The sequence below is a fragment of the Mannheimia sp. genome, from assembly GCF_056854775.1.
The window spans coordinates 1-26,491 of the sequence record NZ_JBXGGI010000138.1 but is presented as its reverse complement, the minus strand read 5'-3'; the positions used below and the strand labels follow the sequence as shown (position 1 = coordinate 26,491).

At 42.1% G+C, this 26,491-nt stretch carries 27 protein-coding genes; 23 read left to right on the top strand and 4 right to left on the bottom strand.

The window, feature by feature from the left end; all coding sequences use genetic code 11:
• The 6 genes from ACJHV0_RS09780 to ACJHV0_RS09755 form a co-directional block, all read left to right on the top strand.
• Window positions 1-484 (top strand): heterodisulfide reductase-related iron-sulfur binding cluster (locus tag ACJHV0_RS09780; protein WP_483134074.1); only part of this gene is annotated, 484 nt, incomplete at its 5' end.
• 1 nt (window position 485) lies between these two features.
• Complete coding sequence (locus ACJHV0_RS09775; RefSeq protein ID WP_483134073.1) at window positions 486-1,895, top strand: LutB/LldF family L-lactate oxidation iron-sulfur protein; 1,410 nt, start codon at window positions 486-488, stop codon at window positions 1,893-1,895.
• Window positions 1,896-1,908: 13 nt separating this feature from the next.
• Window positions 1,909-2,610 carry a LutC/YkgG family protein gene (locus tag ACJHV0_RS09770; protein ID WP_025236659.1) on the top strand — a complete coding sequence of 234 codons (702 nt, stop codon included), beginning with the start codon at window positions 1,909-1,911 and terminating at the stop codon, window positions 2,608-2,610.
• Window positions 2,611-2,752: 142 nt separating this feature from the next.
• Entirely contained in the window at window positions 2,753-3,421 is a 669-nt protein-coding gene (locus ACJHV0_RS09765; protein ID WP_483134072.1) for a CsgG/HfaB family protein, read from the top strand.
• A gap of 9 nt (window positions 3,422-3,430) precedes the next feature.
• On the top strand, window positions 3,431-3,778 hold the full coding sequence (locus ACJHV0_RS09760; protein ID WP_483134071.1) for a DUF4810 domain-containing protein: 348 nt from the start codon (window positions 3,431-3,433) through the stop codon (window positions 3,776-3,778).
• Window positions 3,779-3,790: 12 nt separating this feature from the next.
• Window positions 3,791-4,447, top strand: coding sequence for a DUF799 domain-containing protein (locus ACJHV0_RS09755; RefSeq protein WP_483134070.1), 657 nt, complete (start codon window positions 3,791-3,793; stop codon window positions 4,445-4,447).
• A 145-nt stretch (window positions 4,448-4,592) separates the two neighbouring features.
• Here ACJHV0_RS09755 and rph read toward each other — a convergent pair whose 3' ends face one another.
• Window positions 4,593-5,309: a ribonuclease PH gene (gene rph, locus ACJHV0_RS09750; protein ID WP_483134069.1), complete on the bottom strand. Its 717-nt coding sequence runs from the start codon at window positions 5,307-5,309 to the stop codon at window positions 4,593-4,595.
• A gap of 176 nt (window positions 5,310-5,485) precedes the next feature.
• Here rph and ACJHV0_RS09745 point away from each other — a divergent pair, with 176 nt between their 5' ends.
• Window positions 5,486-6,349 (top strand): YicC/YloC family endoribonuclease, encoded by an 864-nt coding sequence (locus tag ACJHV0_RS09745; RefSeq protein ID WP_025343006.1) that lies wholly within the window; start codon window positions 5,486-5,488, stop codon window positions 6,347-6,349.
• 8 nt (window positions 6,350-6,357) lie between these two features.
• On the top strand, window positions 6,358-7,245 hold the full coding sequence (gene ygfZ / locus ACJHV0_RS09740) for a CAF17-like 4Fe-4S cluster assembly/insertion protein YgfZ (protein ID WP_483134068.1): 888 nt from the start codon (window positions 6,358-6,360) through the stop codon (window positions 7,243-7,245).
• Between the two features lie 33 nt (window positions 7,246-7,278).
• On the opposite strand, the gene ACJHV0_RS09735 is transcribed toward ygfZ, so the two are convergent.
• Window positions 7,279-7,539 carry a YfhL family 4Fe-4S dicluster ferredoxin gene (locus tag ACJHV0_RS09735; RefSeq protein WP_483134067.1) on the bottom strand — a complete coding sequence of 87 codons (261 nt, stop codon included), beginning with the start codon at window positions 7,537-7,539 and terminating at the stop codon, window positions 7,279-7,281.
• A 307-nt stretch (window positions 7,540-7,846) separates the two neighbouring features.
• Here ACJHV0_RS09735 and rbsD point away from each other — a divergent pair, with 307 nt between their 5' ends.
• The 6 genes from rbsD (at window position 7,847) to ACJHV0_RS09705 (ending at window position 13,705) form a co-directional block, all read left to right on the top strand.
• Window positions 7,847-8,266, top strand: coding sequence for a D-ribose pyranase (gene rbsD, locus ACJHV0_RS09730; protein WP_112110522.1), 420 nt, complete (start codon window positions 7,847-7,849; stop codon window positions 8,264-8,266).
• A gap of 9 nt (window positions 8,267-8,275) precedes the next feature.
• On the top strand, window positions 8,276-9,772 hold the full coding sequence (gene rbsA / locus ACJHV0_RS09725) for a ribose ABC transporter ATP-binding protein RbsA (protein ID WP_483134066.1): 1,497 nt from the start codon (window positions 8,276-8,278) through the stop codon (window positions 9,770-9,772).
• A gap of 9 nt (window positions 9,773-9,781) precedes the next feature.
• Complete coding sequence (rbsC, locus tag ACJHV0_RS09720; protein ID WP_025236652.1) at window positions 9,782-10,750, top strand: ribose ABC transporter permease; 969 nt, start codon at window positions 9,782-9,784, stop codon at window positions 10,748-10,750.
• A 22-nt stretch (window positions 10,751-10,772) separates the two neighbouring features.
• Window positions 10,773-11,651: a ribose ABC transporter substrate-binding protein RbsB gene (gene rbsB / locus ACJHV0_RS09715; protein WP_188157414.1), complete on the top strand. Its 879-nt coding sequence runs from the start codon at window positions 10,773-10,775 to the stop codon at window positions 11,649-11,651.
• 94 nt (window positions 11,652-11,745) lie between these two features.
• Window positions 11,746-12,660 (top strand): ribokinase, encoded by a 915-nt coding sequence (gene rbsK / locus ACJHV0_RS09710; protein WP_483134065.1) that lies wholly within the window; start codon window positions 11,746-11,748, stop codon window positions 12,658-12,660.
• Window positions 12,661-12,694: 34 nt separating this feature from the next.
• On the top strand, window positions 12,695-13,705 hold the full coding sequence (locus ACJHV0_RS09705) for a substrate-binding domain-containing protein (RefSeq protein ID WP_334253761.1): 1,011 nt from the start codon (window positions 12,695-12,697) through the stop codon (window positions 13,703-13,705).
• Between the two features lie 45 nt (window positions 13,706-13,750).
• On the opposite strand, the gene narL is transcribed toward ACJHV0_RS09705, so the two are convergent.
• Complete coding sequence (gene narL, locus ACJHV0_RS09700) at window positions 13,751-14,380, bottom strand: two-component system response regulator NarL (protein ID WP_483134064.1); 630 nt, start codon at window positions 14,378-14,380, stop codon at window positions 13,751-13,753.
• Between the two features lie 199 nt (window positions 14,381-14,579).
• Between narL and rlmKL the strand changes: the two genes are divergently transcribed.
• The 9 genes from rlmKL to ACJHV0_RS09655 all read left to right on the top strand — a co-directional run bounded on the left by rlmKL (window position 14,580) and on the right by ACJHV0_RS09655 (window position 25,761).
• Window positions 14,580-16,727, top strand: coding sequence for a bifunctional 23S rRNA (guanine(2069)-N(7))-methyltransferase RlmK/23S rRNA (guanine(2445)-N(2))-methyltransferase RlmL (gene rlmKL, locus ACJHV0_RS09695; RefSeq protein ID WP_483134063.1), 2,148 nt, complete (start codon window positions 14,580-14,582; stop codon window positions 16,725-16,727).
• Between the two features lie 87 nt (window positions 16,728-16,814).
• A complete protein-coding gene (gene trmL, locus ACJHV0_RS09690; RefSeq protein ID WP_027073780.1) occupies window positions 16,815-17,294 on the top strand; it encodes a tRNA (uridine(34)/cytosine(34)/5-carboxymethylaminomethyluridine(34)-2'-O)-methyltransferase TrmL in 480 nt (159 codons plus the stop codon).
• Between the two features lie 166 nt (window positions 17,295-17,460).
• Complete coding sequence (nagB, locus tag ACJHV0_RS09685) at window positions 17,461-18,255, top strand: glucosamine-6-phosphate deaminase (RefSeq protein ID WP_025236645.1); 795 nt, start codon at window positions 17,461-17,463, stop codon at window positions 18,253-18,255.
• A 76-nt stretch (window positions 18,256-18,331) separates the two neighbouring features.
• Entirely contained in the window at window positions 18,332-19,477 is a 1,146-nt protein-coding gene (gene nagA / locus ACJHV0_RS09680; RefSeq protein WP_483134062.1) for an N-acetylglucosamine-6-phosphate deacetylase, read from the top strand.
• A 141-nt stretch (window positions 19,478-19,618) separates the two neighbouring features.
• The gene (locus ACJHV0_RS09675) at window positions 19,619-20,383 is read left to right on the top strand and encodes an ABC transporter ATP-binding protein (protein WP_483134061.1); all 765 of its coding nucleotides are present in this window, start codon (window positions 19,619-19,621) and stop codon (window positions 20,381-20,383) included.
• Window positions 20,383-21,276 carry an iron-siderophore ABC transporter substrate-binding protein gene (locus ACJHV0_RS09670; protein ID WP_483134060.1) on the top strand — a complete coding sequence of 298 codons (894 nt, stop codon included), beginning with the start codon at window positions 20,383-20,385 and terminating at the stop codon, window positions 21,274-21,276. The genes ACJHV0_RS09675 and ACJHV0_RS09670 overlap by 1 nt, the downstream gene beginning before the upstream one ends.
• Complete coding sequence (gene fhuB, locus ACJHV0_RS09665; RefSeq protein ID WP_483134059.1) at window positions 21,270-23,249, top strand: Fe(3+)-hydroxamate ABC transporter permease FhuB; 1,980 nt, start codon at window positions 21,270-21,272, stop codon at window positions 23,247-23,249. The genes ACJHV0_RS09670 and fhuB overlap by 7 nt, the downstream gene beginning before the upstream one ends.
• Window positions 23,250-23,351: 102 nt before the next feature.
• Window positions 23,352-25,379: a TonB-dependent siderophore receptor gene (locus tag ACJHV0_RS09660; protein WP_483134058.1), complete on the top strand. Its 2,028-nt coding sequence runs from the start codon at window positions 23,352-23,354 to the stop codon at window positions 25,377-25,379.
• Window positions 25,380-25,443: 64 nt separating this feature from the next.
• Complete coding sequence (locus ACJHV0_RS09655) at window positions 25,444-25,761, top strand: DUF2322 family protein (protein WP_483134057.1); 318 nt, start codon at window positions 25,444-25,446, stop codon at window positions 25,759-25,761.
• A 67-nt stretch (window positions 25,762-25,828) separates the two neighbouring features.
• Here ACJHV0_RS09655 and ACJHV0_RS09650 read toward each other — a convergent pair.
• Window positions 25,829-26,491, bottom strand: a 663-nt coding sequence (locus ACJHV0_RS09650) for a transaldolase (RefSeq protein WP_483134056.1), incomplete at its 5' end; no start/stop codon positions are given.

Sequence of the window (26,491 nt, the reverse complement as noted above, 5' to 3'; positions counted from 1 at the left end):
GATTAAAACCTACCCTGAGCATTTTGAACGTTTCGGTGAAGCTGAATGGGCGGTGCGTGCGAAGAAGGTAGCTGATCGTTTTCACGATTTAACCGATTTTATTGTGAATAAATTAGGTGTTACTGATGTGGGTGCTTACCTACCGGGTAAAGCGGTTTATCATCCGTCTTGTAGTTTATTCCGCAAATTAGGTATTAAGGAAGAGCCGATTACCTTATTAAGAAATGTAAAAGGCTTAGAGTTATTACCAATTAAAAACCAAGAAACTTGCTGTGGTTTTGGTGGTACATTCTCGGTCAAAATGGCAGAAATTTCCGGTGAAATGGTAAAAGAGAAAGTGGCAAATGTGGATACCGATGAGCCGGATTATTTAATCGGGGCTGATGTGAGCTGCTTGATGAACATCGGTGGTCGCTTAAGTCGTGAAGGCAAAGAGATCAAAGTGATGCACATTGCAGAAGTGTTAATGCAGGGAGGAAAATAATATGTCTTATTTACAAACCAATACCCTGCCTTTTAAGCAACGTGTTGAACAACAGGTTAATAATGAAGTTGTTCGTAAAGCCTTAGTAAAAGCTCAAGAAACTATCGGTGCAAACCGTCAGCGTATGGTGGACGAGTTAGGCAACTGGGAAGAGTGGCGTGATGATGCGAAAGCAATTCGTAATCACGTTTTAGTCAACCTTGATGCTTACCTTTACCAATTAAGTGAAAAAGTAACTCAAAACGGCGGGCACGTTTTCTTCGCAGAAACAGCAGAAGAAGCAACAAATTACATCAAAAACGTGGCGAAAGCGAAAAATGCGAAAAAGATTGTAAAATCTAAATCAATGGTAACCGAAGAGATCGGAATGAACCACGTTTTAGAAGCTGAAGGCATCAAAGTGGTGGAAACCGACTTAGGTGAATATTTGCTGCAAATTGTGGGCGATAAACCTTCTCATATTGTTGTACCTGCAATCCACAAAGACCGTTATAGAATCCGTCAAGAAATGCACGATGTGCTAGGCTATGAAGGTTCAGAAACACCGGAAGAGATGACGGCATTTGTTCGCCAAAAAATCCGTGAAGATTTCTTAGAAGCGGATATCGGCATTTCAGGCTGTAACTTTGCTGTGCCGGAAACCGGTTCTGTTTGCTTAGTAACAAATGAAGGTAACTTGCGTATGGCAACGACTGTGCCAAAAACGCATATTGCGGTAATGGGTATGGAGCGTATTGCACCCACTTTCAAAGAAGTGGATGTGTTAATTACAATGCTTGCCCGCAGTGCGGTAGGGGCAAAATTAACCGCTTATAATACTTGGCTAACAGGTCCTCGTCTTGAAGGCGAAACCGATGGTCCGGAAGAGTTCCATTTAGTGATTGTGGATAACGGTCGTTCTAAAATTTTAGAAAGCGAGTTCCAAGAAGTTTTACGCTGTATCCGCTGTGGTGCTTGTTTGAATACTTGCCCGGCTTATCGTCAAATTGGTGGACACGGTTACGGTTCTATCTATCCGGGTCCGATCGGTTCGGTAATTTCGCCATTATTAGGTGGCTATGAAGAGTTTAAAGAGTTACCGTATGCCTGTTCACTCTGTACGGCGTGTAATAGTGTTTGCCCGGTAAAAATTCCACTGGCTCAGCTCATCTTAAAACACCGAGAGAAAATTGCGGATGCCGGCTTAACACCAATGACAGAACGTTTATCGATTTTCGGTTTCAATTTTGCTAATTCACACCCAACACTTTGGAAAGTGGGTATGAATGTAGGGGCAAAAGTCGCAAGTAAATTCATTAAAAACGGTAAAGCCCCTGTGAATTTTGGTGCATTAGGCGAATGGACAAAAGCTCGTGATTTACCTCAACCAGAGGGTGAGAGCTTCCGTGATTGGTTCAACAACAGAGGTTAAGAGGAAAATTAAGATGGATTTACAAAATCGTGAAAATTTCTTAAATAAATTGGCACAGCGTATGGGCAGACCACGCCAAAATGTGCCTGAGCCAATGCCTGTGTTGGAAAACAACCACGCAATCACCCGTTTAACTGACCGTGCTCAACCACAGCTTTGCCAAGAGTTTATTGACTTTGCTCGTGTAATGATGGCAGATGTAGTAGAAGCTAAGGAAGCGGATCTACCACAAACCATCATTGAGATCTGCGAAAAGTATGGTGGTGCAAGTGTGATCATCAATAACGATCAACGCTTAAAAGATCTTGGTATCACCTCAGCAATCCAAGCAAAATACGAAGACAGCTATGTTTGGGATTATAACCAATCAGAAACCAACTTTGAAAAAGCCCAAAATGCGAATATCGGTGTGGTATATGGCGAATATGGCTTGGCGGAGTCTGGCGGTATTGTGTTATTTTCCGATAAAGAGTTCGGTCGCTCTGTCAGCTTACTGCCAGAGAAATCAGTGGTAGTGCTACGCAAAAGCACGGTACTCCCTCGTGTTGCACAACTGGCTCAAATCCTGCACGAAAAAGCACAACGCGGTGAAAGAATGCCATCTTGTGTGAATATCATCTCAGGTCCATCAGCCACGGCAGACATTGAGTTGATTAAAGTTGTTGGCGTTCACGGGCCGGTAAATAAAATTTACCTAGTAATCGATGACCTATAATTGGTAAAAAACACAGAAAAATAACCGCTTGTAGCGTGATTTTACAAGCGGTTATTTTTATGTATTAAATACCATTATTGTTTTATTATTTTGTAAGAGTTATTATCATTTAGTCAATCTAGTTAATCTTAAGGAGTACTTAATGAAAAAAGTAGTAACACTATGTGCCTGTATTTTAGGATTGGCAGGCTGTGCAACTGAAGGATCCCGAGTGGTAGCACCAACGGAAACACAGGCAGCTCACACTGCTGCAACATATCAGGGTGTCAAAGCACCTATTTCAGTTGGAAAATTTGATAATAAATCCAGTTTCCAGAATGGGGTTTTCTCTGACGGAGTTGATCAATTAGGTAATCAATCTAAAACGATCTTAGTATCTCACTTACAACAAACCGGGCGTTTTTCTGTTTTAGATCGTACAAATATGAGTGAGATCGCTTCCGAAGCAAAACTTAAAGGTTCAAAGCAGAGCTTAAAAGGTGCAACTTATGTCATTACGGGTGATGTAACTGAGTTTGGTCGTAAAACAGTTGGAGATCACCAATTATTTGGCATCTTAGGCAGAGGTAAAGAGCAGGTTGCATATGCAAAAGTGATGTTAAATGTTGTTAATGTTCATACCTCAGAAGTTGTTTTCTCTGCTCAAGGAGCTGGAGAATATAATTTATCTAATCGTGAAGTTTTAGGTTTTGGTGGGACGGCGGGTTATGACTCTACTTTAAATGGAAAGGTTCTCGATCTTGCTATTAGAGAAGCAGTAAATAATCTAGTTAATGGGATTGAATCAGGTCGTTGGACACCAACAAAATAGAGGTGAATAATGAAAAAAACAAAAATAATGGGAATTGCTGCGATTGTAGCATTACTTACTGCTTGTAGTAGCAATACAGTAGATACCGATCTTTATCATTGGGGAAACTATTCTGATGTGGTTTATAGCCACTATAATGAGCCTGGTGATTTTGCGAAGCAGGAAAATGAGTTGAATCAAATCATTTCTCAAGCAAAAGAAAAGAATAAGCTTGTTGCACCAGGAGTATATGGGCATTTAGGCTTGGTTTTATTAAAGCAAGGTAAATCAGCAGAGGCAAGAGCAGCACTCCAGCAGGAGCAAACGCTTTATCCGGAAAGTGCGGAATTTATGCAATTTTTACAACGTAAAAAGTAAAAGGAAGCAACGATGAAGAAATTAGTAATTGGTTTAATCAGTGCGATCTTACTAGCAGGTTGTGCAAAAAAAACAGAGCCGAGTTATGACTATACAGCGTTAAAAGAAAGTAAACCTAAATCTATTTTGGTGGTAATGCCGGTCAATAATTCTGTAGATGCGAAAGCAGATACCAGTGTATTAGCGAGGGCTTCGTATCAGCTAGCAGAAAAAGGTTACTATGTTTACCCTGTCGCATTAGTTGATGAAACATTTAAGCAGAATGGTTTGATTGATGGAGCAGCCATTCGTAGTGCTAGTCCTAAGAAAATTCACGATATTTTTGGGGCAGACAGTATCCTGTACTTAAATGTGAATGAATATGGTACAAGTTATAAGGTATTTGATAGTGTAACAACAGTTTCACTAGAAGGAAAACTGGTTGATTTAAAAACCGGTAAAACTTTATGGGAAGGTACTGGTAAACATAGCCAAGGTTCGACAAACAGTAATGATGGAGCATTATCTGCATTAGTTAAAGCTGTGATAAATCAAGTTATTGATACATCAAAAGATAAGGGGTATCAAGTATCTGCCGCTGCTATGAGTAACTTGATCTACTTAGGGAAAAATGGCGGATTACTGGTAGGTCCTCGCCACCCTAGCTATAATACCTCTGTTGCTAAGTAAACTCTCTAAAAAAAACAACCGCTTGTAAGCTTAATTACAAGCGGTTACAAAAGTATCGCTTTTTGAACGTTGGCAAAGTCTACGGTAGCGAAACTGTGAACAATCGTTACAAGGATTGTGAATAATTTTTGCTAGAAATTGACAATTATTCTGCTAACGCTTTACGTTGAGCATCAACTAACTGGCTAATGCCTTGCTTCGCTAAATCTAATAAAGTCAGCAATTCTTCGTGGGAGAACGGCTCGCCTTCAGCTGTACCTTGAACTTCCACCAAGCGACCATCTTCCACCATTACCACGTTCATATCGGTTTCGGCGTTAGAGTCTTCCACATATTCTAAATCGCATACCGCTTCACCATCCACAATACCGACTGAAATCGCCGCTACCAAGCCTTTCATCGGGTTGGTTTTGAGCGTGCCGTTCGCTACTAATTTATTCATTGCATCGTGTAACGCTACGCAAGCTCCGGTGATTGATGCGGTGCGAGTGCCACCGTCTGCTTGGATCACATCACAATCCACGGTAACCGTACGCTCGCCAAGGGCTTTTAAATCGACCACCGCACGCAGAGAGCGAGCGATCAATCGTTGAATTTCCATTGTGCGACCGCCTTGTTTGCCTTTTGCCGCTTCACGTTGGGTGCGAGAGTGGGTCGCTCGTGGCAACATTCCGTATTCTGCCGTAACCCAGCCTTGCTGCTGACCTTTTAAAAAACGTGGCACGCTTTCTTCCACCGTAGCGTTACACAATACTTTGGTTTCACCAAATTCGATGAGGACAGAGCCCTCAGCATAGCGGGTGTAGTTGCGGGTAATTTTGATGTCACGCACTTGATGAGTTTGTCGATTATTTGGACGCATTTTCTTTTCCTTTTCTCTAAAATTTTTACCATTTTAACAAAGAAAACAGTAGAATGTGAGTTTTCTTTATCAAGAACGGTAGGGGCAAATTGCAATTTGCCCCTACACAAACTTATCATTGAACAACGATAAAAGGGCGAAAAATTTTCGCCCCTACAAAAACAGAAGGAATAACAATGATCTACAGTATGACAGCCTTCGCCCATTTAGAAATCAAAAAAGAGTGGGGCAGTGCGGTGTGGGAGCTTCGCTCGGTAAACCAACGTTTTTTAGAAACCTATTTTCGCCTGCCGGAGCAGTTCCGCAATCTTGAAATGACCTTGCGTGAACGCCTGCGAGCAACGCTAACCAGAGGCAAGGTGGAATGTAGTTTACGCATTGATTTAAGCAAAACCCAAAACAGCGAAATTGCTCTCAACCAAGATTACGCCAAGCAGGTGTTGGCTTCGCTAAAATGGCTAAAAGAAACAGCGAATGAGGGCGACATCAACCTTGTTGATGTATTGCGTTTCCCAGGTGTGGTGGATAACGAAAGCCAAGATCTCGACCAAATTTCGCAAGATTTATTAGCCGGTTTCGAGCAAATTTTGGCGGACTTTATCGCCATGCGTGCGAGAGAGGGCGAGAACGTGAAAGCCTTGATCCAACAGCGTTTAGATGCGATTTCGGTGGAAGCGGCAAAAGTGCAAGCCTTAATGCCAGAAATTTTGCAATGGCAAAAAGAGCGTTTGCAGCAGCGTTTTGATGAGCTGAATTTACAGCTTGAACCACAGCGTTTAGAGCAAGAAATGGTGCTGCTTGCCCAGCGTGTTGATGTGGCGGAAGAATTAGACCGCTTGCAACTCCATGTTAAAGAGACCACGAATGTGCTGAAAAAAGGCGGAGCGGTGGGTCGTAAGTTAGATTTTATGATGCAAGAGCTTAACCGTGAATCGAACACCCTTGCTTCAAAATCTATCAATGCGGACGTCACCAATTCGGCTGTGGAACTGAAAGTTTTAATCGAACAAATGCGTGAGCAAATTCAGAATTTAGAGTAGGAAAATCGATGAAATTGAGTTGTAACCAAGTCAGCCACGCTTACCCAAATCTCTGCGTGCAACTTTCCCAATATCGCTTAATTGACATTGCAGGGGCAGATGCGGAGAAATATCTCCAAGGGCAATTAACCTGTGATGTGGCAAAAATCGAAGTGGGCAGCCACACTTTAACTAGCCATTGTGACCCAAAAGGTAAAATGAGTGCGTTGTTGCGATTATACCGTGCCGAAAGCGACAAATTTGTGGCGATGATTCACACAAGCCTATTGCCCGAAGCCCTCACCCAATTAAAAAAATATGCGGTGTTCTCCAAAGTAACCTTCACCGAGCTAGACACCCCGGTTTACGGCATTGCCGGCGAAGAAGCATTTGCAAAATTACCTGAAAATGTGACCGCTTTAACCCTTAGCCAAGGGCAAAAACGAGCCTTCGTTTGGGGCGGAAACTTCGAGCCAAACGGCGATGAAAGCCTCTGGACGTTAATGGACATTCAAGATGGCGTGCCGGTGCTGCTGAAAGAAAATCAGTTTGAAATTATTCCACAAGCGGCTAATTTACAGCTGTTGGAAAATGCGATTTCGTTTACTAAAGGCTGCTACATTGGGCAAGAAACCGTGGCTCGTGCGAAATATCGTGGGGCAAATAAACGGGCATTGTTCACCTTGGTGGGGCGATTTGAGGGAGAAATCACGCTTCCTGAAACCGCCTCTGCAATCGAAATGCAACTCGGCGAAAACTGGCGAGCGACCGGCACAGTGCTGACTTCAATCGCCTACGAAAACACCCTTTGGGTGCAGGTGGTGATGAATAAAGACGTTGAGCCTGACGCCCTGTTCCGAGTCAATGGCGTGGCGTTACAACTGTACGAACTACCGTATAGTTTGGAAGAAAATTAAAGAAAAACGGTCATATTGTTATGACCGTTTTTTCTATATCTTATCTGAGTGATGAATCATCACAAACCTTTCCCAAAGCTGTTCTTCGGTTTCCTGATTATCGGGATCTTTCACAATACAATTCGTAATTGGGCAGACTTTCTGGCAGGTTGGCTTGTCGTAATGCCCGACACACTCCGTGCAGAGTATGGGGTCGATCACATAGATATCGCTGCCTACCGAAATTGCATCATTCGGACATTCGGGCAAGCACATATCGCAGTTGGTACATTTGTGGGTAATCAGTAAAGCCATAGTTTGTTTTCAGAAAATAAAAATCAAACAAGCGGTTAGATTTACTCGCTTCGCTCGCACTTCGTGCCATCGGCAAAAGCCGATGTTCAAACGCAAGCGTTTGTGTAAAAAATTTTGCAAAATCGACCGCTTGTCATTCGAGGTTACCTATTATAAAGCAAAAAAATTTGAACTACTTCACATTTTTGCAATTTGCTTGTTTATTGTTTTCGGAAAATTTTTTATTCTTACTCCATCGAAACGTTTCGATGGAGTTTTCCATCAGGAAATTAAGCGAAACTGAGAAAAGAAATGAAAGGGGAAAATAATGAAAAAAACGACAAATTTGAATGCTCCGCTTTCGCATAGTATTGCGACCCTTGGGCATACCGACAGCCTGACCATTTGCGATGCAGGCTTGCCGATTCCCGATTTTGTTGAGCGAATCGATTTAGCATTAACCGCTGGCGTGCCGAGTTTTTTACAAACTTTTGATGTGGTAGTGAGTGAACTTTTCGTTGAGAGAGTGCTGATTGCGGAAGAAATTAAACAAAAAAATCCACAAATTTTAGATGCTTTATTAGCTCGTTTAAACCAATTGGAGCAAGCTCAAAACAATCAAATTCAAATTGATTATGTGAATCACGAGATATTTAAAGAGCAAACCCATAGCAGTAAAGCGATTGTGCGGACGGGCGAATGCTCGCCTTATGCGAATATTATTCTATATTCGGGTGTGCCGTTTTAAGGTGGAATGATGGAAACCTTATTAAAAATGAATGGGATTGATAAATCTTTCCCGGGTGTAAAAGCTCTAAGTAATGCTTGTTTGTCTGTGTATGCCGGGCGAGTAATGGCATTAATGGGCGAGAATGGGGCTGGTAAATCAACGTTAATGAAAGTATTGACGGGTATTTACAGTAAAGATGCGGGTTCAATCAGTTATTTGGGGCAAGAGGTTACTTTCAAAGGTCCGAAACATTCTCAAGAAGCTGGAATTAGCATTATCCACCAAGAGCTTAACTTAGTCGGCAATTTAACCATTGCGGAAAACATTTTTCTTGGGCGTGAATTTAGAACCGCTTGGGGATCGATTGATTGGAAAAAAATGTATGCGGAGGCGGATAAATTACTCGCTCGACTTGGTGTGAAACACAGCAGTCATCAGCTCTGTTCTGAATTATCCATCGGTGAGCAACAAATGGTGGAAATTGCCAAAGCACTTAGTTTTGAGTCTAAAGTGATTATTATGGACGAGCCAACCGATGCATTAACGGATACTGAAACAGAAGCCTTATTTAAAGTAATTCACGAACTGAAAGCAGAAAATCGAGGCATTGTGTATATTTCACACCGTTTAAAAGAAATTTTCCAGATTTGCGATGATGTTACTGTGCTTCGTGATGGTCAATTTATCGGAGAGCAAGTGATTGCCGATATTGATGAAGATAAATTGATTGAAATGATGGTTGGTCGCCGTTTAGAAGAACAATATCCTCATCTACAGCAAGAACGTGGCGAACTCCTTCTTGATGTGAAAAACCTAAGTGGAAGTGGTGTGAATGATGTTTCGTTTCAGTTACATAAAGGCGAAATTGTCGGCATTTCAGGGCTAATGGGAGCTGGACGTACCGAGTTAATGAAAGTACTTTATGGGGCATTACCAAAAACCGCAGGTACGATTGAGCTAAAAGGAAAAATGATTTCCAATAAGTGTCCGCAAGATGGATTGGATAACGGTATTGTGTATATCTCAGAGGATCGTAAAGGCGATGGGCTGATTTTGGGAATGTCGGTAAAAGAAAATATGTCTTTGACTTCATTAGATCATTTCTCCAAAGGTGGCTCAATTCGACACGATGCAGAAAGATTGGCAGTTGATGATTTTATCTTGATGTTTAACATCAAAACACCAAGTCGAGATCAGCAAATCGGGCTACTTTCCGGCGGTAATCAGCAAAAAGTGGCGATAGCCAAAGGCTTGATGACTCGTCCAAATGTGTTGATTTTAGACGAGCCAACGCGTGGTGTTGATGTTGGGGCGAAAAAAGAGATTTACCAATTAATCAATGAGTTTAAAAAAGATGGATTAAGTATTTTAATGGTTTCATCTGATATGCCGGAAGTGCTTGGAATGAGTGATCGCATATTAGTGATGCACGAAGGCAGAATTAGTGCGGAATTTTCGCGTGAAGAAGCAACTCAAGAAAAATTATTGGCAGCAGCTATCGGTAAAAATATGGTATTAAATTAAGGTGTTCTTATGACAACTCAAGCAAATAAATTTCAACTAGGCAAATTTTTAATAGAGCAACGCTCTTTTGTTGCCTTATTTGTTTTAATCATCATTGTTTCAATGATTAACCCCGATTTCTTCAGTGTAGATAACATTCTCAATATTTTACGCCAAACTTCTGTGAATGCGATTATTGCAGTAGGAATGACGTTCGTGATTTTAATCGCCGGGATTGATTTATCGGTTGGTTCTGTTTTAGCTTTAACAGGAGCTGTTGCCGCCTCTTTAGTCGGTTCTGAATTACCGATTTTCCTGGTTATTCCATTAGTATTATTACTCGGTACAGCTTTTGGTGGAATTAGTGGTGCGATTGTAGCGAAAGGTAAAGTCCAAGCCTTTATTGCAACGTTGGTTACAATGACATTACTGCGTGGTATCACAATGGTTTATACCGATGGTAAACCAATTAGTACAGGTTTTTCTGAGCAAGCCGATGCGTTTTCTTTCATTGGTACAGGTTATTTATTCGGTATTCCGTTCCCAATTTGGATTATGGCAATCGTGTTCGCCATAGCTTGGTATATCTTAAAACATACACCGATCGGTCGTTATATTTATGCCTTAGGTGGAAATGAATCAGCAACTCAGCTTTCAGGAATTAATGTTAATAAAATAAAAATTTTCGTTTTTGCAGTAAGCGGCTTTTTATCCGCACTGGCAGGCTTAATTGTAACTTCACGCCTTTCTTCTGCACAGCCAACAGCAGGCGTTTCTTATGAATTAGATGCAATTGCAGCAGTGGTAGTAGGCGGAACAAGCCTGATGGGCGGAAAAGGGCGTGTAATGGGGACATTAGTTGGGGCATTAATTATCGGTTTCTTAAACAATGCTCTCAACTTATTGGATATTTCTTCATATTATCAGATGATTGCTAAAGCGTTGGTGATTTTAGCAGCCGTATTAGCTGATAATTATTTAGGTACTAAAAAAGTGTAAGCATCTTCAAAGGAGATTTTCTATGAAAAAATTAACAACTATCGCTTCAGCAATTATGTTGAGTTTATCTGTTGCCGCTACGGCTTCAGCAAAAGATACCATTGCATTAGCCGTATCAACTTTAGATAATCCATTTTTCGTGAGCCTTAAAGATGGGGCTCAAAAGAAAGCGGATGAATTAGGCTACAAATTAGTGGTGCTTGATTCACAAAATGACCCGGCAAAAGAACTTTCTAACGTAGAAGACTTAACTGTGCGTGGTGCAAAAGTGCTTTTAATCAACCCAACCGATTCGGAAGCGGTCGGAAATGCGGTAGCAATTGCAAATCGTAATAAAATTCCTGTCATTACTTTAGACCGTGGTGCGGCAAAAGGCGATGTTGTGAGCCATATCGCTTCAGATAACGTAGCCGGTGGTAAAATGGCAGGTGATTTCATCGCACAGAAATTAGGTGAGGGTGCGAAAGTGATCCAATTGGAAGGTATTGCGGGTACATCAGCCGCTCGTGAACGTGGAGAAGGCTTTAAGCAAGCGATTGATGCTCATAAATTCAATGTATTAGCAAGCCAACCGGCAGATTTTGACCGTACAAAAGGCTTGAATGTAACCGAAAACTTATTAGCGAGTAAATCGGATGTACAAGCGATTTTCGCTCAAAATGATGAAATGGCATTAGGTGCATTACGTGCAGTAGGTGCGGCGAAGAAAGAGGTATTAATCGTTGGCTTTGATGGCACAGATGATGGTGTAAAAGCAGTAGAAAGTGGTAAATTAGCGGCAACTATCGCTCAACAACCAGACTTAATCGGCTCACTTGGCGTGGAAACTGCTGACAAAGTGTTAAAAGGCGAAAAAGTAGAAGCGAAAATCCCAGTAGATTTAAAAGTTATCACAAAATAATCGCTTTAAAGCCCCAGAAGGGCTGAATTATGCTTAACCCGGTACGGCTTTGCCGTGCTGGGCAAGCAAAGATTTTGGCAACTAAGGACTTACTATGAAAAATCTCACCGTACTCGGCAGCATTAACGCTGATCACGTTATTTCCGTTCCCTATTTTGCTAAACCGGGAGAAACCTTGACTGGGCATAGCTATCACATTGCTTATGGCGGTAAAGGAGCGAATCAGGCGGTTGCGGCAGCTAGGCTTGGGGCAAAAGTATCTTTTATCGGCTGCATTGGTGATGATGGCATCGGTAAAGCAATGAAAACTGCGTTTGAGAAAGACGATATTAATACTCGCCCGATTAAATCGGTGTCAAATGAAATGACCGGTATCGCAATGATTCAAGTAGCAGAATCTGGCGAAAACAGTATTGTGATTTCGGCAGGTGCGAACGGACATTTAGATGAAACCGTTGTGGCTGAATTTCAATCGGAAATTACACAAGCTGATTGCTTATTAATGCAGTTAGAAACCCCTTTACCTGCGATTATTCAAGCAGCGAAAATCGCCAAAGAAAATAACACGCAAGTAGTGCTGAATCCTGCACCTGCCAGAGCATTACCTGATGAGTTACTAAGCCTGCTAGATATGATTACCCCAAATGAAACAGAGGCGGAAATTTTAACGGGTATAAAAGTAGTTGATGAAGCAAGTGCGAAGCTGGCAGCTCAAGCCTTCCACCAAAAAGGTATTGAGAAAGTGCTGATTACATTGGGTTCAAAAGGTGTTTTTGTGAGTGAAAACGGACAAGGCGAAATTGTAGCGGGTTTTCGTGTTAATGCAGTTGATACGACCGCAGCAGGCGATACCTTTAACGGTGCATTGGTTACCGCAATGTTAGAAGATAAACCGCTTAATGAGGCAATTCGTTTTGCACACGCAGCCGCTGCGATTAGCGTAACCCGAAAAGGAGCTCAGCCGTCTATTCCAAGCCGTCAAGAAACCTTAGATTTTTTGAGTAAGTAGTAACAAGCGGTCGTTTTTCTAAGGAATTTTGCAAATGGCAACAATGAAGGACGTCGCACGCCTCGCACAGGTTTCGACCTCAACGGTTTCCCACGTCATCAACAACAGCCGTTTTGTGAGTGAAGAGATTCGGGAAAAAGTTCAGAAGGTGGTTAAAGAGCTGAATTATACGCCTTCTGCATTGGCTCGTAGCCTAAAAGTCAATGAAACTAAAACTATCGGTATGCTGGTTACCGCCACCAGCAATCCATTTTTTGCGGAAGTGATGGCAGGTGTTGAGCAATATTGTCAGCAAAATCACTACAACCTGATTATTGCCACCACCAATGGTGATGCGGAACGTTTACAGCATCATTTACAAACACTTATTCAACGTAAAGTTGATGGCTTACTACTAATGTGTGGTGATGCCAGATTGAATACTGATGAGAGCCTAAATATTCCTCTACCAATGGTGGTTGTGGACTGGTGGTTTACGGAATTGAATGCGGATAAAATTTTTGAAAATTCAACATCTGGTGGCTATCTTGCCACAAAAACCTTGATTGATGCAGGGCATTCTGACATAGCTATAATTACCGGAAATCTGAAAAAATCATTGGCAAAAAACCGTTTAGAGGGCTACAAAAAAGCGTTATATGAGGCAAATATTCCACTCAACCCAAATTGGATTATTGAAAGCCATTTTGATTTTGCAGGAGGGCTTGCAGGAATGAATAGTTTGCTTACTCAATCTAAAAAACCAACGGCGGTTTTTGCCTGTAGTGATACTATCGCTTTTGGTGCTTACCAAGCCATTTGGCAGCACGGATTAAGTATACCGAAGGATATTTCAATTATTGGTTACGATGATATTGAACTGGCAAAATACCTCTCACCACCGCTGTCTACCATCAGCCAGCCTAAAGCGGAATTAGGGCAACTTGCAGTTGAAACCTTACTAAAACGAATACGCTCTCAAGCAAAGGATTTTCAAACTATAATGCTAGAACCCGAGTTAGTATTACGAGATTCCATTCATCAGATAAACAAAAATGCTGAATAATGTTAAGTTATTCAGCATTTTTTTATCTCTTCTGTATGCTTTAACTTAGCCTTTCTGTTGTTCTAAATAAAGCACGGTTGCAGCGACCCGAGAGTGAACATTGAGCTTACGCAGCAAGTTGCGGATATGTACTTTTACCGTTTCTTCGGAAATAAAGAGCTGGGCGGCGATCTGTTTGTTTGACATACCGGTTGCGATCCACTGCAATACATCCAGTTCACGATCGGTTAAGCAGCTTAGCGGATCATTTTCCGGTTGGCGGTTTAACAAGTGCTGGCGAACGGTTTCGCTTAATACGACTTCACCTGCGGCAGCTCTACGGATATTATCTAACAATTCCGGGGTATCGGTATCTTTTAGTAAGTAGCCATCCACGCCGGCATCCATTAAGGCGAATACGTCTGATTGCTCATCAGAAACCGTTAGCATAATAATGCGGGCGTCTACGCCTTGAGAACGTAGTGAACGTAAGGTATCTAGCCCGGAAATACCTCTCATATTCAAGTCTAAAATAATCACATCCGGCTCAAGTTGTAGAGCAAGTTTGATGCCGTCTGTACCGTTGCTTGCCTCGCCCACTACGGTAAATTTATCGTCCAATTCCAATAATTGACGCATTCCCTGACGCATTAGCGGGTGGTCGTCAATCAATAAAATACGAGTTGGAGTAGTCATTCGTTTCTCCCGTTTTCTTCCTTCATTTAATCGACTAATTTTGCGATCATTGATTAAAAATAGCAAGTTTTGCCCTCTTATAAAACACGGTTTTTTTGATCTGTGCTAATTTTTTACACAAAAGAAATTGCAAAACTTTGCAAGAAAAAGACCGCTCGTTCGGCTATAATGGGGCAAAATTTTCTATGAGAAAACCAGAATGACAAATCAAACCACTTATTTCGCCACCGCAGCCCGAGGTTTTGAGGAAATGCTTAAAACCGAACTCGAGCAGATCTGCGGGGCAGAATGCAAAGTCGCCCAAGGCGGTGTGCATTTTACCACTACTCAAAAAGGGGCTTATCAGGCGTTGTTACACAGCCGTTTAGCTTCTCGTATTTTGCTGCCGTTAGTCAGTACCAAAATTTTCAGCGATAGCGATTTATACGCCTCCATTATTGCTTTTAATTGGGCGGAATTATTCGACCCTCGAGATACTTTCTACATTGATTTCAACGGCACAAATCGAGAAATCCGCAACACTCAATTTGGGGCAATGCGCGTGAAAGACGGCATTGTCGATTATTTTGAGCGTAAAGGTTTCGCTCGCCCAACGGTCGATAAAGAGAAACCTGATGTGCGTATTCACGTCTATTTAGATCGTGAAAATCTAGTGGTTTCACTGGATTTAAGTGGAGATGCGTTACACATTCGAGGTTATCGTGAAGATACCGGTAAAGCACCACTGCGTGAAACCTTGGCGGCGGCGATTGTGTTACGTTCTGGTTGGCAAAAAGGCACGCCGTTGGTGGATCCGATGTGCGGCTCCGGCACACTATTAATTGAAGCGGCTCAAATGGCAGCCAATATTGCTCCACAACTTCACCGTAAATATTGGGGCTTTAATGCGTGGAAAGGGCATCAACAAGCGGTTTGGAAAGAGGTGCTAGACGAGGCATTTAATAACGTAGGGGCGAATTGCAATTCGCCCGAAACCCCGATGTTCTTTGGCTTTGACCTCGATCACCGAGTGCTTGCCAAAGCTAAACAGAACGCAAAAAACGCCGGCGTGGATCATCTCATTCAATGGCAGCAAGGCGATGTAGCAGCGTTGAAAAATCCGATTCCCGAGCAGATCGGCACAGTGGTGTGTAACCCGCCTTATGGTGAGCGTTTAGGTACAACGCCTGCGTTAATTGCCCTTTATTCGGTTTTCGGGCAACGTTTAAAACAACAATTTGCCGGATGGAATGCCTCCATTTTTAGTGGCGAGCCAGAGTTGCTGAACTGCTTGCGTCTGCGTTCGGCACGTCAATTCAAAGCGAAAAACGGTCCGTTGGACTGTGTGCAGAAAAATTACCTGATCAGCGAAAATAACAAGCGGTCAGATTTGGATGAAAATTTACAACTTGAGCAAAATGCTCAAGTTGCACCGGACTTTGCGAATCGCCTTGCCAAAAATATCAAAAAAGTCGAGAAATGGGCGAAACAGCAGGGCATTGATGCCTATCGTTTATACGATGCCGACCTGCCGGAATACAATTTGGCGGTGGACAGATATGGCGATCACATCGTGGTGCAAGAATACCAAGCACCGAAAAGTATTGATGAACAAAAAGCCCGCCAACGCTTGCTGGATGCAGTTTCTGCCACCCTTTATGTAACCGGCGTGGAAACCAATAAATTAGTACTCAAAGTTCGCCAGAAACAAAAAGGGACGAACCAATACGAGAAGTTAGCGAATAAAGGCGATTATTTCTTCGTGAATGAATACGGGGCGAAACTGTGGGTGAATTTAACCGATTATTTGGATACCGGCTTGTTCTTAGACCACCGTTTAACCCGCAAAATGGTGGGTGAAATGGCGAAAGGCAAAACCTTCCTGAATCTGTTTGCCTACACCGGTTCGGCAACGATCCACGCCGCCCTAAACGGAGCGAAATCGACTACGACAGTGGATATGTCCAACACCTATTTGAACTGGGCAGAGCAGAATTTAGAGCTAAACAATTTACCACTTCGCAACAACCGTTTATTCCAAGCGGATTGCTTGCAATGGCTTGCTGAGTGCCGTGAGCGTTTTGAGCTGATTTTCGTTGATCCGCCTACGTTCTCGAACTCAAAACGAATGGAAGATAGCTGGGACGTGCAACGAGATCACATTAAGTTGATGACACAGCTCAAACGCATTTTAACGGTAGACGGTACTATCGTTTTCTCCAACAACAAACGTGGTTTTAAAATGGATTTTGACGGCTTGGCAGCATTGGGCTTGCAAGCGGAAAACATTTCGCACAAAACTCTACCGATTGATTTTGAACGTAATCCGCAAATTCATAACTGTTGGATTGTGAAGAATATCGCGTAAGCGTAGGGTGGGGCTTGCCCCACTATTGGGATAATGATTGGATAATCGGTGGGGCAAGCCCCACCCTACAATAAGCAGAAAAATAAAATGTTAGATATTGTTTTATACGAACCTGAAATTCCGCAAAACAGCGGTAATATTATCCGCCTGTGTGCAAATTGTGGATTCCGTTTGCATATGATTGAGCCGTTTGGCTTTGCTTGGGACGACAAAAAACTTCGCCGTTCGGGCTTGGATTATCACGAATTTGTAAATATCCAAAAATACAAAAATTTTGAGGATTTTTTAGAGCGTGCTAAGCCGAAACGTTTATTTGCCTTAACCACGCGTGGCGAGCAAAATCACAGTGATGTGAAATACGAACTGGGCGATTTTTTAATGTTCGGGCCGGAAAGCCGAGGCATTCCAAAGCCGTTGTTGGCGGAAATGCCAATGTCGCAAAAAATCCGTATTCCAATGTGCCAAGACAGCCGCAGTATGAATTTATCCAATTCTGTGGCGGTGGTAGTGTATGAAGCGTGGCGGCAGTTTGGCTACCCAAATGCGGTTTCTGCTCAATCTATTTAAGTGACAAGCGGTTTGATTTTTGTGATTTTTTGCGAAAATTAAACCGCTTAAATTTTATGTGATCTAGATCACAATAAACCATATAAAGCATAGCGTTTGAAGTTATATTTCATTAAAATGAAAAAAATGAAGTATTTTTCTCAAAAATGAAATTTAAGGAGATGTTATGCGTTTAATTCCGTTAGAAACTGCTCAAGATGTAAGTGTTTGGGCTGCTCGTTATATTGTTGATCGTATTAATGCATTCAAACCGACTAAAGAGAAACCCTTTGTACTTGGCTTGCCGACAGGCGGCACCCCTGAAAAAACCTATAAAGAATTAATTAAACTCTACCAAGCAGGGGAAGTGAGCTTTAAAAATGTGGTAACGTTTAATATGGATGAATATGTTGGCTTACCTAAGGAACATCCTGAAAGCTACCACAGCTTTATGTTCAAGCATTTCTTTGATCACGTTGATGTGCCACTTGAAAATATTAATATTCTAAACGGTATGGCAGAAGATGTGGACGCTGAATGCGCACGTTACGAAGAGAAAATCCGCTCTTACGGCAAAATCCACCTCTTTATGGGCGGTGTGGGCGTTGATGGTCATATTGCGTTTAATGAGCCAGCCTCTTCACTCTCTTCTCGCACTCGTATCAAAACATTAACGGAAGATACTCGTATTGCGAATTCTCGTTTCTTTGATAATGATGTCAGCCAAGTGCCAAAATTTGCTTTAACCGTGGGCGTTGGCACACTGCTTGATGCGGAAGAAGTGATGATTTTAGTTACGGGGCATAATAAAGCTCTGGCATTACAAGCCTGTGTGGAAGGGGCAGTAAATCACCTTTGGACAATCAGCTGCTTGCAGTTACACCGCCGTGGTATTGTGGTGTGTGATGAACCAGCAACGCAAGAATTGAAAGTCAAAACAGTTAAATATTTCAAAGAGTTAGAGAAAAATGTAGCACGTTAGTGCGTTATTACAAGCGGTTATTTTTGCAAAAAAATTTGTAAAAACGACCGCTTGCTACAATCTAAAGGAACAAAATATGAACCATTATGCCTTAACAAATTGTGTGATTTACACAGGCGAAGAGGTGTTGTATCAACACGCATTAGTGGTAAAAGACGACAAAATCGAATCTATCATTCTTGAAGAAAATTTACCGCAAACCCTCGAAAAAGTGGATTTGAACGGGGCGAATTTATCGGCAGGTTTTATTGACTTGCAACTCAACGGCTGTGGTGGGGTAATGTTTAATGAAGAAATCACTACCCGCACGTTGGAAATTATGCAAGAAACCAACTTGCGTTCAGGCACAACCAGCTATTTACCAACGTTCATTACCTCGCCTGATGAGGGGATGAAAGAGGCGGTGGTAGTTATGCGTGAATACCTCGCTAAGCATAAAAACCAAGCCTTAGGGCTACATTTTGAAGGACCTTATTTAAGCGTGGAGAAAAAAGGCGTTCACCGCCCGGAATTTATCCGTGAAATCAGCCCGGAAATGTTAGATTTCTTATGTGCCAATGGCGATGTGATTACCAAAGTAACGATTGCTGCTGAAAACCCAACGGCTGATCATATCAAGCGTTTTAATGATGCAGGAATAATTGTTTCTATTGGGCATTCCAATGCAACTTATGTCAAAACCAAACAGCGTATTGCTGAAGGGGCTGGTTTTGCTACCCACTTACACAATGCGATGTCGCCGGTGAGTAACGGACGTGAAGGTGGTGTAGTCGGTGCGGTGTTAGACAGCGATATTTACGCCGGAATTATCTGCGATGGCTTACACGTGGAATGGGGTAATATCCGCATTGCGAAAAAAGCCAAAGGCGATAAATTAGTTATCGTAAGTGATGCAGTCGCTGCTGCCGGTAGCGATATTGAATCCTTTATCTTTGTTGGCAAGAAAGTAACGGTAAAAGACGGCAAATGCTATGATGAATTTGGGGCGTTAGGTGGTGCGGCGATCACAATGATCGAATCAATCCGCAACGTCGTACTACATTGCGATATTAGCCTGAATGAGGCGATCCGAATGAGTACGCTCTATCCTGCAAGAGCAATAGGTGCGGACGATACGCTCGGCTCGCTAGCGGAAGGCAAAATTGCTAACTTAGCGATTTTCGACAACCAATTTAATGTTAAAGCCACAGCAGTAAACGGGCAGCTTAAATGGCATTCGTAAAGAAAACGAGAGAATGAAAGGCTACACAAGGTGTAGCCTTTTTGTTTAGGTATTGTTGAGGTATTATGCAAAAAAGCATTTAAATGCTAATGGTTTTCAACTAAACTGTCGCCAGTTTATTTTATCGTTTAAGGAAAAAACGTGTTTAGCGTTGAAAATGCCACTTTTGATATCCCCCACAAGCGTTTGTTGCACCCGATTTCACTGACTTTTGAGCAAGGCAAAGTCTATGGCTTAATCGGACATAACGGCTCGGGGAAATCCACTTTAATTAAATTGTTGGCAAAACAAAATCCCTATTCTTCAGGCAAAATTAGTTTTAATCACAAAGAGATTACCGAATGGTCAAGCCGAGAATTTGCCAAACAGGTTGCCTATTTGCCGCAGAATTTACCGCAAGCCACTAACCTCACTGCCCGTGAACTGATTGCAATGGGGCGATATGCGTGGAATGGTTTGTTTGGGCGTAATGCCAAAGAAGATAATGCAGCGATTGATCGGGCTTTATCGCTCACTCACACTGAAAAATTTGCCGATCAGCTGGTGGACGTACTTTCCGGCGGTGAACGTTCTCGTATTTGGTTGGCAATGTTGCTGGCTCAGCAAAGCCAATTCTTACTGCTGGATGAACCCCTTGCGGCTCTTGATATTGCTCACCAAGTAGAAGTGATGCAACTTGTGCAAAAACTCGCCCACGAGTTGAATTTGGGGATTATTATTGTGATCCACGACATCAATCTCGCCTCTCGTTATTGCGATCATCTCGTTGCTCTACACAGCGGAAAGCTCCTCGCTCAAGGCAATGCTCACGAGATCGTCAATCAAACCAAACTCAAAGAAATTTATAATATTGAGCTGAACGTGATTAAGCACCCTCAACTTGACAGACCGGTGAGTTTTTATTGATGAAACGAATAATCAACACATTACAAGCGGTCATTTTTTCTCTCTTTTTTGTAAATTCACTCTTTGCCGGCGAACCGCAAAAAGGTATTGCGACTTTGGATTGGACGGTGGCTGAAACTTTAATTGCTCTCGGCGAAAAGCCTGTGGCTGTGGGCGATGTGGAAAGTTATCAAAAATGGGTGAAAGAGCCGGCATTACCGGATTCGGTGAAGGATTTAGGTATCCGCTTACAACCTAACCCAGAGCAATTATTGATACTTTCTCACAGCCTTGAGGCTCAGCCGCTGCACTTTATCAATAGCGGATTTTATGCCTCAGTAACGCCATTGTTAGCCCAATTTTCGCCACAGATTGATATTGTTGATTTCTACCGTGAGGGCGATGCGTGGCGGAATATTCTCACCGCTTCGGAAAAGGTAGCGGAGCTAATTGGCAAGCCACAGGCTTTTCATCAACTTTATCAAGGCTATTTGCAAAAAATTGAGCAAATTCGACCGCTTGTTCAGCCTTACACAGACCGCCCGATTCTCTTAGTTCAGTTTATCGACACTCGCCATTTGCGAATTTACGCAAAAAACAGCCCCTTTGGGGCAGTGCTTTCGCAATTAGGATTTGAAAATGCGTGGAGCGGCTCGCAAAATCACTGGGGCTTTGAAGTGATTGACGTTACCCAACTCACTAAATTGCCACTAAACAGCCGATTTGTGGTGGTTAAACCCTATCCTGCAAATATTGCCTCAGCCTTGAAATACAACATTATTTGGCAAAAGTTGGCGATGGCGAAAGATCCACTCATTCTGCCTGAAGTTTGGACTTTTGGCGGTATTCCATCCGCCCAACGTTTTGCGGAAACCTTGGCGAATGGGTTATTAAACGGAGGTGAACCTTGGTAAATAGAAGATTGGTAGGGGCAACTGGCAATTTGCTCATACTAGCGGTCATTTTTTGGGGATTATTTACCATTTTACTGAAAGCCCAATTGCCTAGTGATATCAGCTTTTGGGCGTTATTTCAGCCTACCGAAAATGTAGAATTGCTATTGGTGCAAAGCTACACCTTGCCACGTATCACAATGGCATTGCTTGCCGGTGGGATTCTCGGTTTTGCTAGCCTTTTATTGCAACAAGTGTTGGCGAATCCGCTCGCCTCAGATAATACGCTCGGTATCAGCAGCGGTTCACAATTCGCTTTATTTCTCACCGCTATTTTCGCCCCTAAATGGCTGGAACACGGCTCAAGTTTGGTCGCTGTATTGGGGGCTGGCTTAAGTTTGATTTTAGTGTTAAGCCTTGCACTGCGGAAAACGATGTCCTCACTTCTGCTGATTTTGGCAGGCTTGGTGGTGAATCTCTATTTCGGCTCGTTTGCGGCTATGATGTTGCTCTTTTACCCTGAAGAAGCTCGAGGGCTAGCACAATGGGGTGCGGGTTCGTTGGTACAAGAGAGCTGGCGGGATAGCTTGTGGCTGATGGCTCAAGCTCTTCCTGCGTTGTTGATTGTGGCAATGCTGATTCGCCCTTTAACGATTTTATCTTTGAACGACAGCAATGCACAAAGTCTTGGTGTGCCGGTCGGGAAGTTGCGGCTGATTGGCGTATTAATTGCTGCATTTTTGATTGCGGCGGTGGTGTCTGCGGTCGGAATGTTAGGGTTTGTCGGCTTGGCGGCAGCCACGATGGTTCGTCAATTTGGCATCAGAACCTTAAAAGGGCAGTTAATCGGAGCTTTTGTGCTAGGGGCATTACTGCTTTCGGTAACGGATTTATGCCTACAACTGTTAGCCTATTTTAAAGGTATCAGCTTACCTACTGGGGCGGTAACGGCGTTGCTTGGTACGCCATTATTGCTTTGGTTGATGTTCCGAGCCTTGCCACACACAGGGCGAGTGCAAGAGCAACATTTGCAAAATTTACGCAAAATATCACCGCTTGCAATTGGCTTAATTATAGCTGGTTTTGTGTTCTCCCTATTATTTGCCCTTTTTATCGGCAGAGGTACCTTTGGAATTGAAGTGCTTGAACTAAACAGCGAATGGGGTAGGGGATTATTGGAGATTCGTTATCCACGAGTGATGGTGGCATTAGCTGTGGGCATTTTGCTCGCGGTAGCCGGCGTGATTTTGCAACGTTTAACTCTTAACCCAATGGCTAGTCCGGAATTGCTTGGTGTTTCGTCCGGCACCTCAATGGGGATTTTGGCGGTGCTGTTTTTATTCTCCGCTCAACAGACGGAATATTTTTGGATTGCCGGCGTATTAGGGGCGTTTATCACTTTACTTGTGCTTGCGATCATCAATCAAAAAAACGGAATGTTGCCGGAAAAAGTTTTACTCACTGGGATCAGCCTTTCCGCCTTATTTGACACTTTACAACGCATAGCGATTGCCAGCGGTGATCCGAGAGCGAATCAGCTCATCTCGTGGACATCCGGCTCAACTCAAACCGCTAATGCAGAATTTGCCTTGCCGTTTTTGTTGGTTAGCTTTGCCTTACTAGGGGTTAGCTTGCTTTTCAGTCGTTGGTTGGAATTATTGGCATTACAAGCCCCAATGGCACAAGCCTTAGGGCTTAACCTCAAGCAAACCCGTTGGATTTTAATTTTATTCAGTGCCTTATTAACCGCATTGGCAACACTGGTGATTGGTCCGCTAAGTTTTATCGGCTTGCTTGTGCCACAAATGGCTCGTTTTTTAGGCGTTACAAAAGCACATTCTCAATTATTCATCTCTGCCATTTTAGGTGGAATGGTTATGGTGTTGGCTGATTGGGTCGGCAGACAAATTCTTTTCCCTTACGAAGTCCCCGCAGGCTTGGTTGCTACGCTTATCGGCGGAACCTATTTCTTATTAATGATGAGAAAAGTATAAACATAAAATACTAAATGAGATTGTTTTTCATTTACTTGTGAAGTGTTCATCACTATAATGCCACAGCTTTACATAAATTAATCATTACCTAAGGAAGTTGGAATGAAAAAGACATTTATTTATACCGCAATTACACAATCAGTACTGATTGCAATAGCACAGAGTGCTATTGCAAATGAACAAGTTGCTCAACTTGATGAAGTGTCAGTGGTTGCCGGCTCAATGTATAAAATGGGCGAAGTGCCCTTCCATCAGGCGAAATCTGCGGTGGCAATTACCAAAGAAGCATTAGACAAAGAAGGGGTGACTAAATTAGATGAATTAGGTCGCTACCAGGCAGGTTTTACTAATCAAGTGTATGGTAATGACACTAATACAGATTGGTTTAAGGTTCGTGGTACGGATGTTACACGAGCAATTGACGGTAAAGTGATGGTTGAAAATGGTTTCTTTACCCCTCGCTCAAATGTTTTTGGTTTAGAAGCGATTGAAGTAACTAAAGGTGCAGATGCTTTAGCATTTGGTGGTTCAAATTCAGGTGGATTAATTAACTATGTAAGTAAACGTCCTCACCAAGATCAAGTTGGAAAAGGTGAAGTTAGAACAGAATTTGGTAATTATAATACTCACGGTATCGGGATCGATTATACCGGTGCATTTAATACTGAAAATACCGCTCGTTATCGTATTGTTGGTCAATATCGTACAGCAGATGGTGAGTGGGATGGCACAGATAATAAAACGTATTATATTGCGCCAAGTTTTGAGTTTGATTTAAGCGATAAAACACGTTTTACGATTTTAACGAGTTATCAGCGTGATAATGGTACTCCATCATCACAATTTATTCCTTTAGAGGGATCATTAGTTCCGACAACCCGAGGTTATATCAGCCGTTCAACCAACCTTGGCGATAAAGTAAATGATACAGAGACTAATCGACAATATAGTATTGGTTATGAGTTAGTACATAGTTTCGGTAATGGATTTAAAGTAGATAGTAGCTATCGTTTCAACTATGTTGATAACTATCATCGTGGTAGCTATTATGCTTTTGGTGGGACTTCAGCTCCTTTCCAATACAATAGAGGCTTTACTCTAAATGATGGTATTGCTCGTTCTCATAATGCAGATAATCGTGTGACTTATGATTTTAAAAATGAGAGCTTAAAAAATACGGTAGTAGTAGGTACAGATTATCGTTACCAAACCGTTAATGGAAAGTATGGTTATGGCTCTGTAAGTGGCACAACGTATTTATTTAGTCCTACAGCGGGTTATCAAGATCAATCTACTATTCCTGATTATCAATATAAAGCTCGCCAGTTAGGTTTTTATTTGCAGGATAATTTAACTATTGCAGATACAATTGCTCTAAGCGGTGGTGTCCGTCACGACCGAGTGCGTCAAAGTGCATTAGGAACAAAAGAAGCAAAAGAAAATCATACATCTTATGCAGGCTCTGTAATGTATTTAAGCTCAATTGGTGTTAATCCATACTATGCTTATAATGAAGCATTTAAAGTGCCTGATGGGTTAAGTGGGAATAATGAACTTTATAAACCAAGCATCACAAAACAGCACGAATTGGGTATCAAATATTTACCTATGTGGCTAGATGGTACTATTTCTATTGCTTATTTCAGTGCGACAGATAAGGGGGCATTAGTTGCCGCTCCGGGTGGTTCTCTACAGTCAGATAAAACTGAGCGTAGTGGAGTTGAGTTACAAGTTGATGCAAATTTGACTGAGAATTTATCAACAACTTTAGCCTATACCTATCAACGTTCTGAAACAAAAGCGGCAGGCTCAAGTTCTCAAACTCGTAACCCAATGTTGCCACAAAATAGTTTCTCAGCATTATTTGCTTATAAATTCAATGGTTCTATATTAAACGGATTAACTCTTGGTGTAGGTGTTCGCCATATTGGTACCACAGTTTACGGTAATTATAAGTTACCATCTGCGACTATTGCTGATTTAATGGCAAGCTATCAATTTAATAATAATTGGCTTGCTCAATTAAATGTACAAAATGTAGGCGATCGTAAATATATTGCAAGTTGCAATTGGTATTGTTATTACGGAGCGGGTCGTCATATAAATGCCTCAATGAGCTACAAATTCTAATCGCAAAATCATATAATATCGGCAGATTTTGCGTCTGCCTTTATTTTTTACTAGGGAGTATTCAATGCAATTTAAAGATTTTTTAGCCACTTTTCCGGCTATCGACCATCTTGCTGGCTTAAATGTGCTGAACGAGCAAGGTGAACTTATCCACAACATTCCGGCAATTGAAGGGAAATTAGGTTCTCTGAAACTTTACAACGCACTATTTGCAAAATTTAACGGAAAATTGACCGCTTGTGCTGCTCAACAAGGTTTAGAGTGGTTTGCAGAACACGTGGAAGATGCTAAAAATAACCCCGGCAAGCACCCCAATATTGATTTGCTATTTAAAGTGGTGAATGAAGATTTAACTTTAACCTTAGAGCCGATTGCTAAGTAGTCTTAATCTATAAAACAAAACCCACTTTAGTGATTAAAGTGGGTTTCTTATTTAACTGATTGAAAAGTTAGAGTTTTGCAGAAAGCATTGCTTCTAATTTTTCTTGGTCGATAGCAAATTTACGAATCCCTTCCGCTAATTTTTCAACCGCCATTGGGTCTTGGTTATGTTCCCAATAGAATTCCGCTTCAGTCATCGGTGCAGGACGAGCTTTCACTTCACCTGTGTATTCTAATTTACGTACTAAAGTTTCATTGCTTTCTTGTAATGCTTTTAATAATGGTGGTGCGATGGTTAAACGGTCGCAACCTGCTAATTCAACAATTTCACCTACATTACGGAAACTTGCACCCATTACCACCGTTTTGTAACCATATTGTTTGTAGTAGTTGTAAATGTTGGTTACAGAAATCACACCAGGATCTTCCGCCGGAGCATATTCTTTACCCTCATTTGCTTTATACCAGTCTAAAATACGACCTACGAATGGCGAAATTAAGTAAACACCTGCCTCCGCACAAGCACGAGCTTGAGCTTGAGAGAATAATAATGTTAAGTTACAGTTGATGCCTTCTTTTTCTAACACTTCTGCCGCACGGATACCCTGCCAAGTAGAAGCAATTTTAATTAAGATGCGATCATTGCTAATACCTGCCGCATTATATAAAGCGATTAACTTACGTGCTTTTGCAATGGTTTTTTCTGTATCGTAAGAAAAACGAGCATCAAC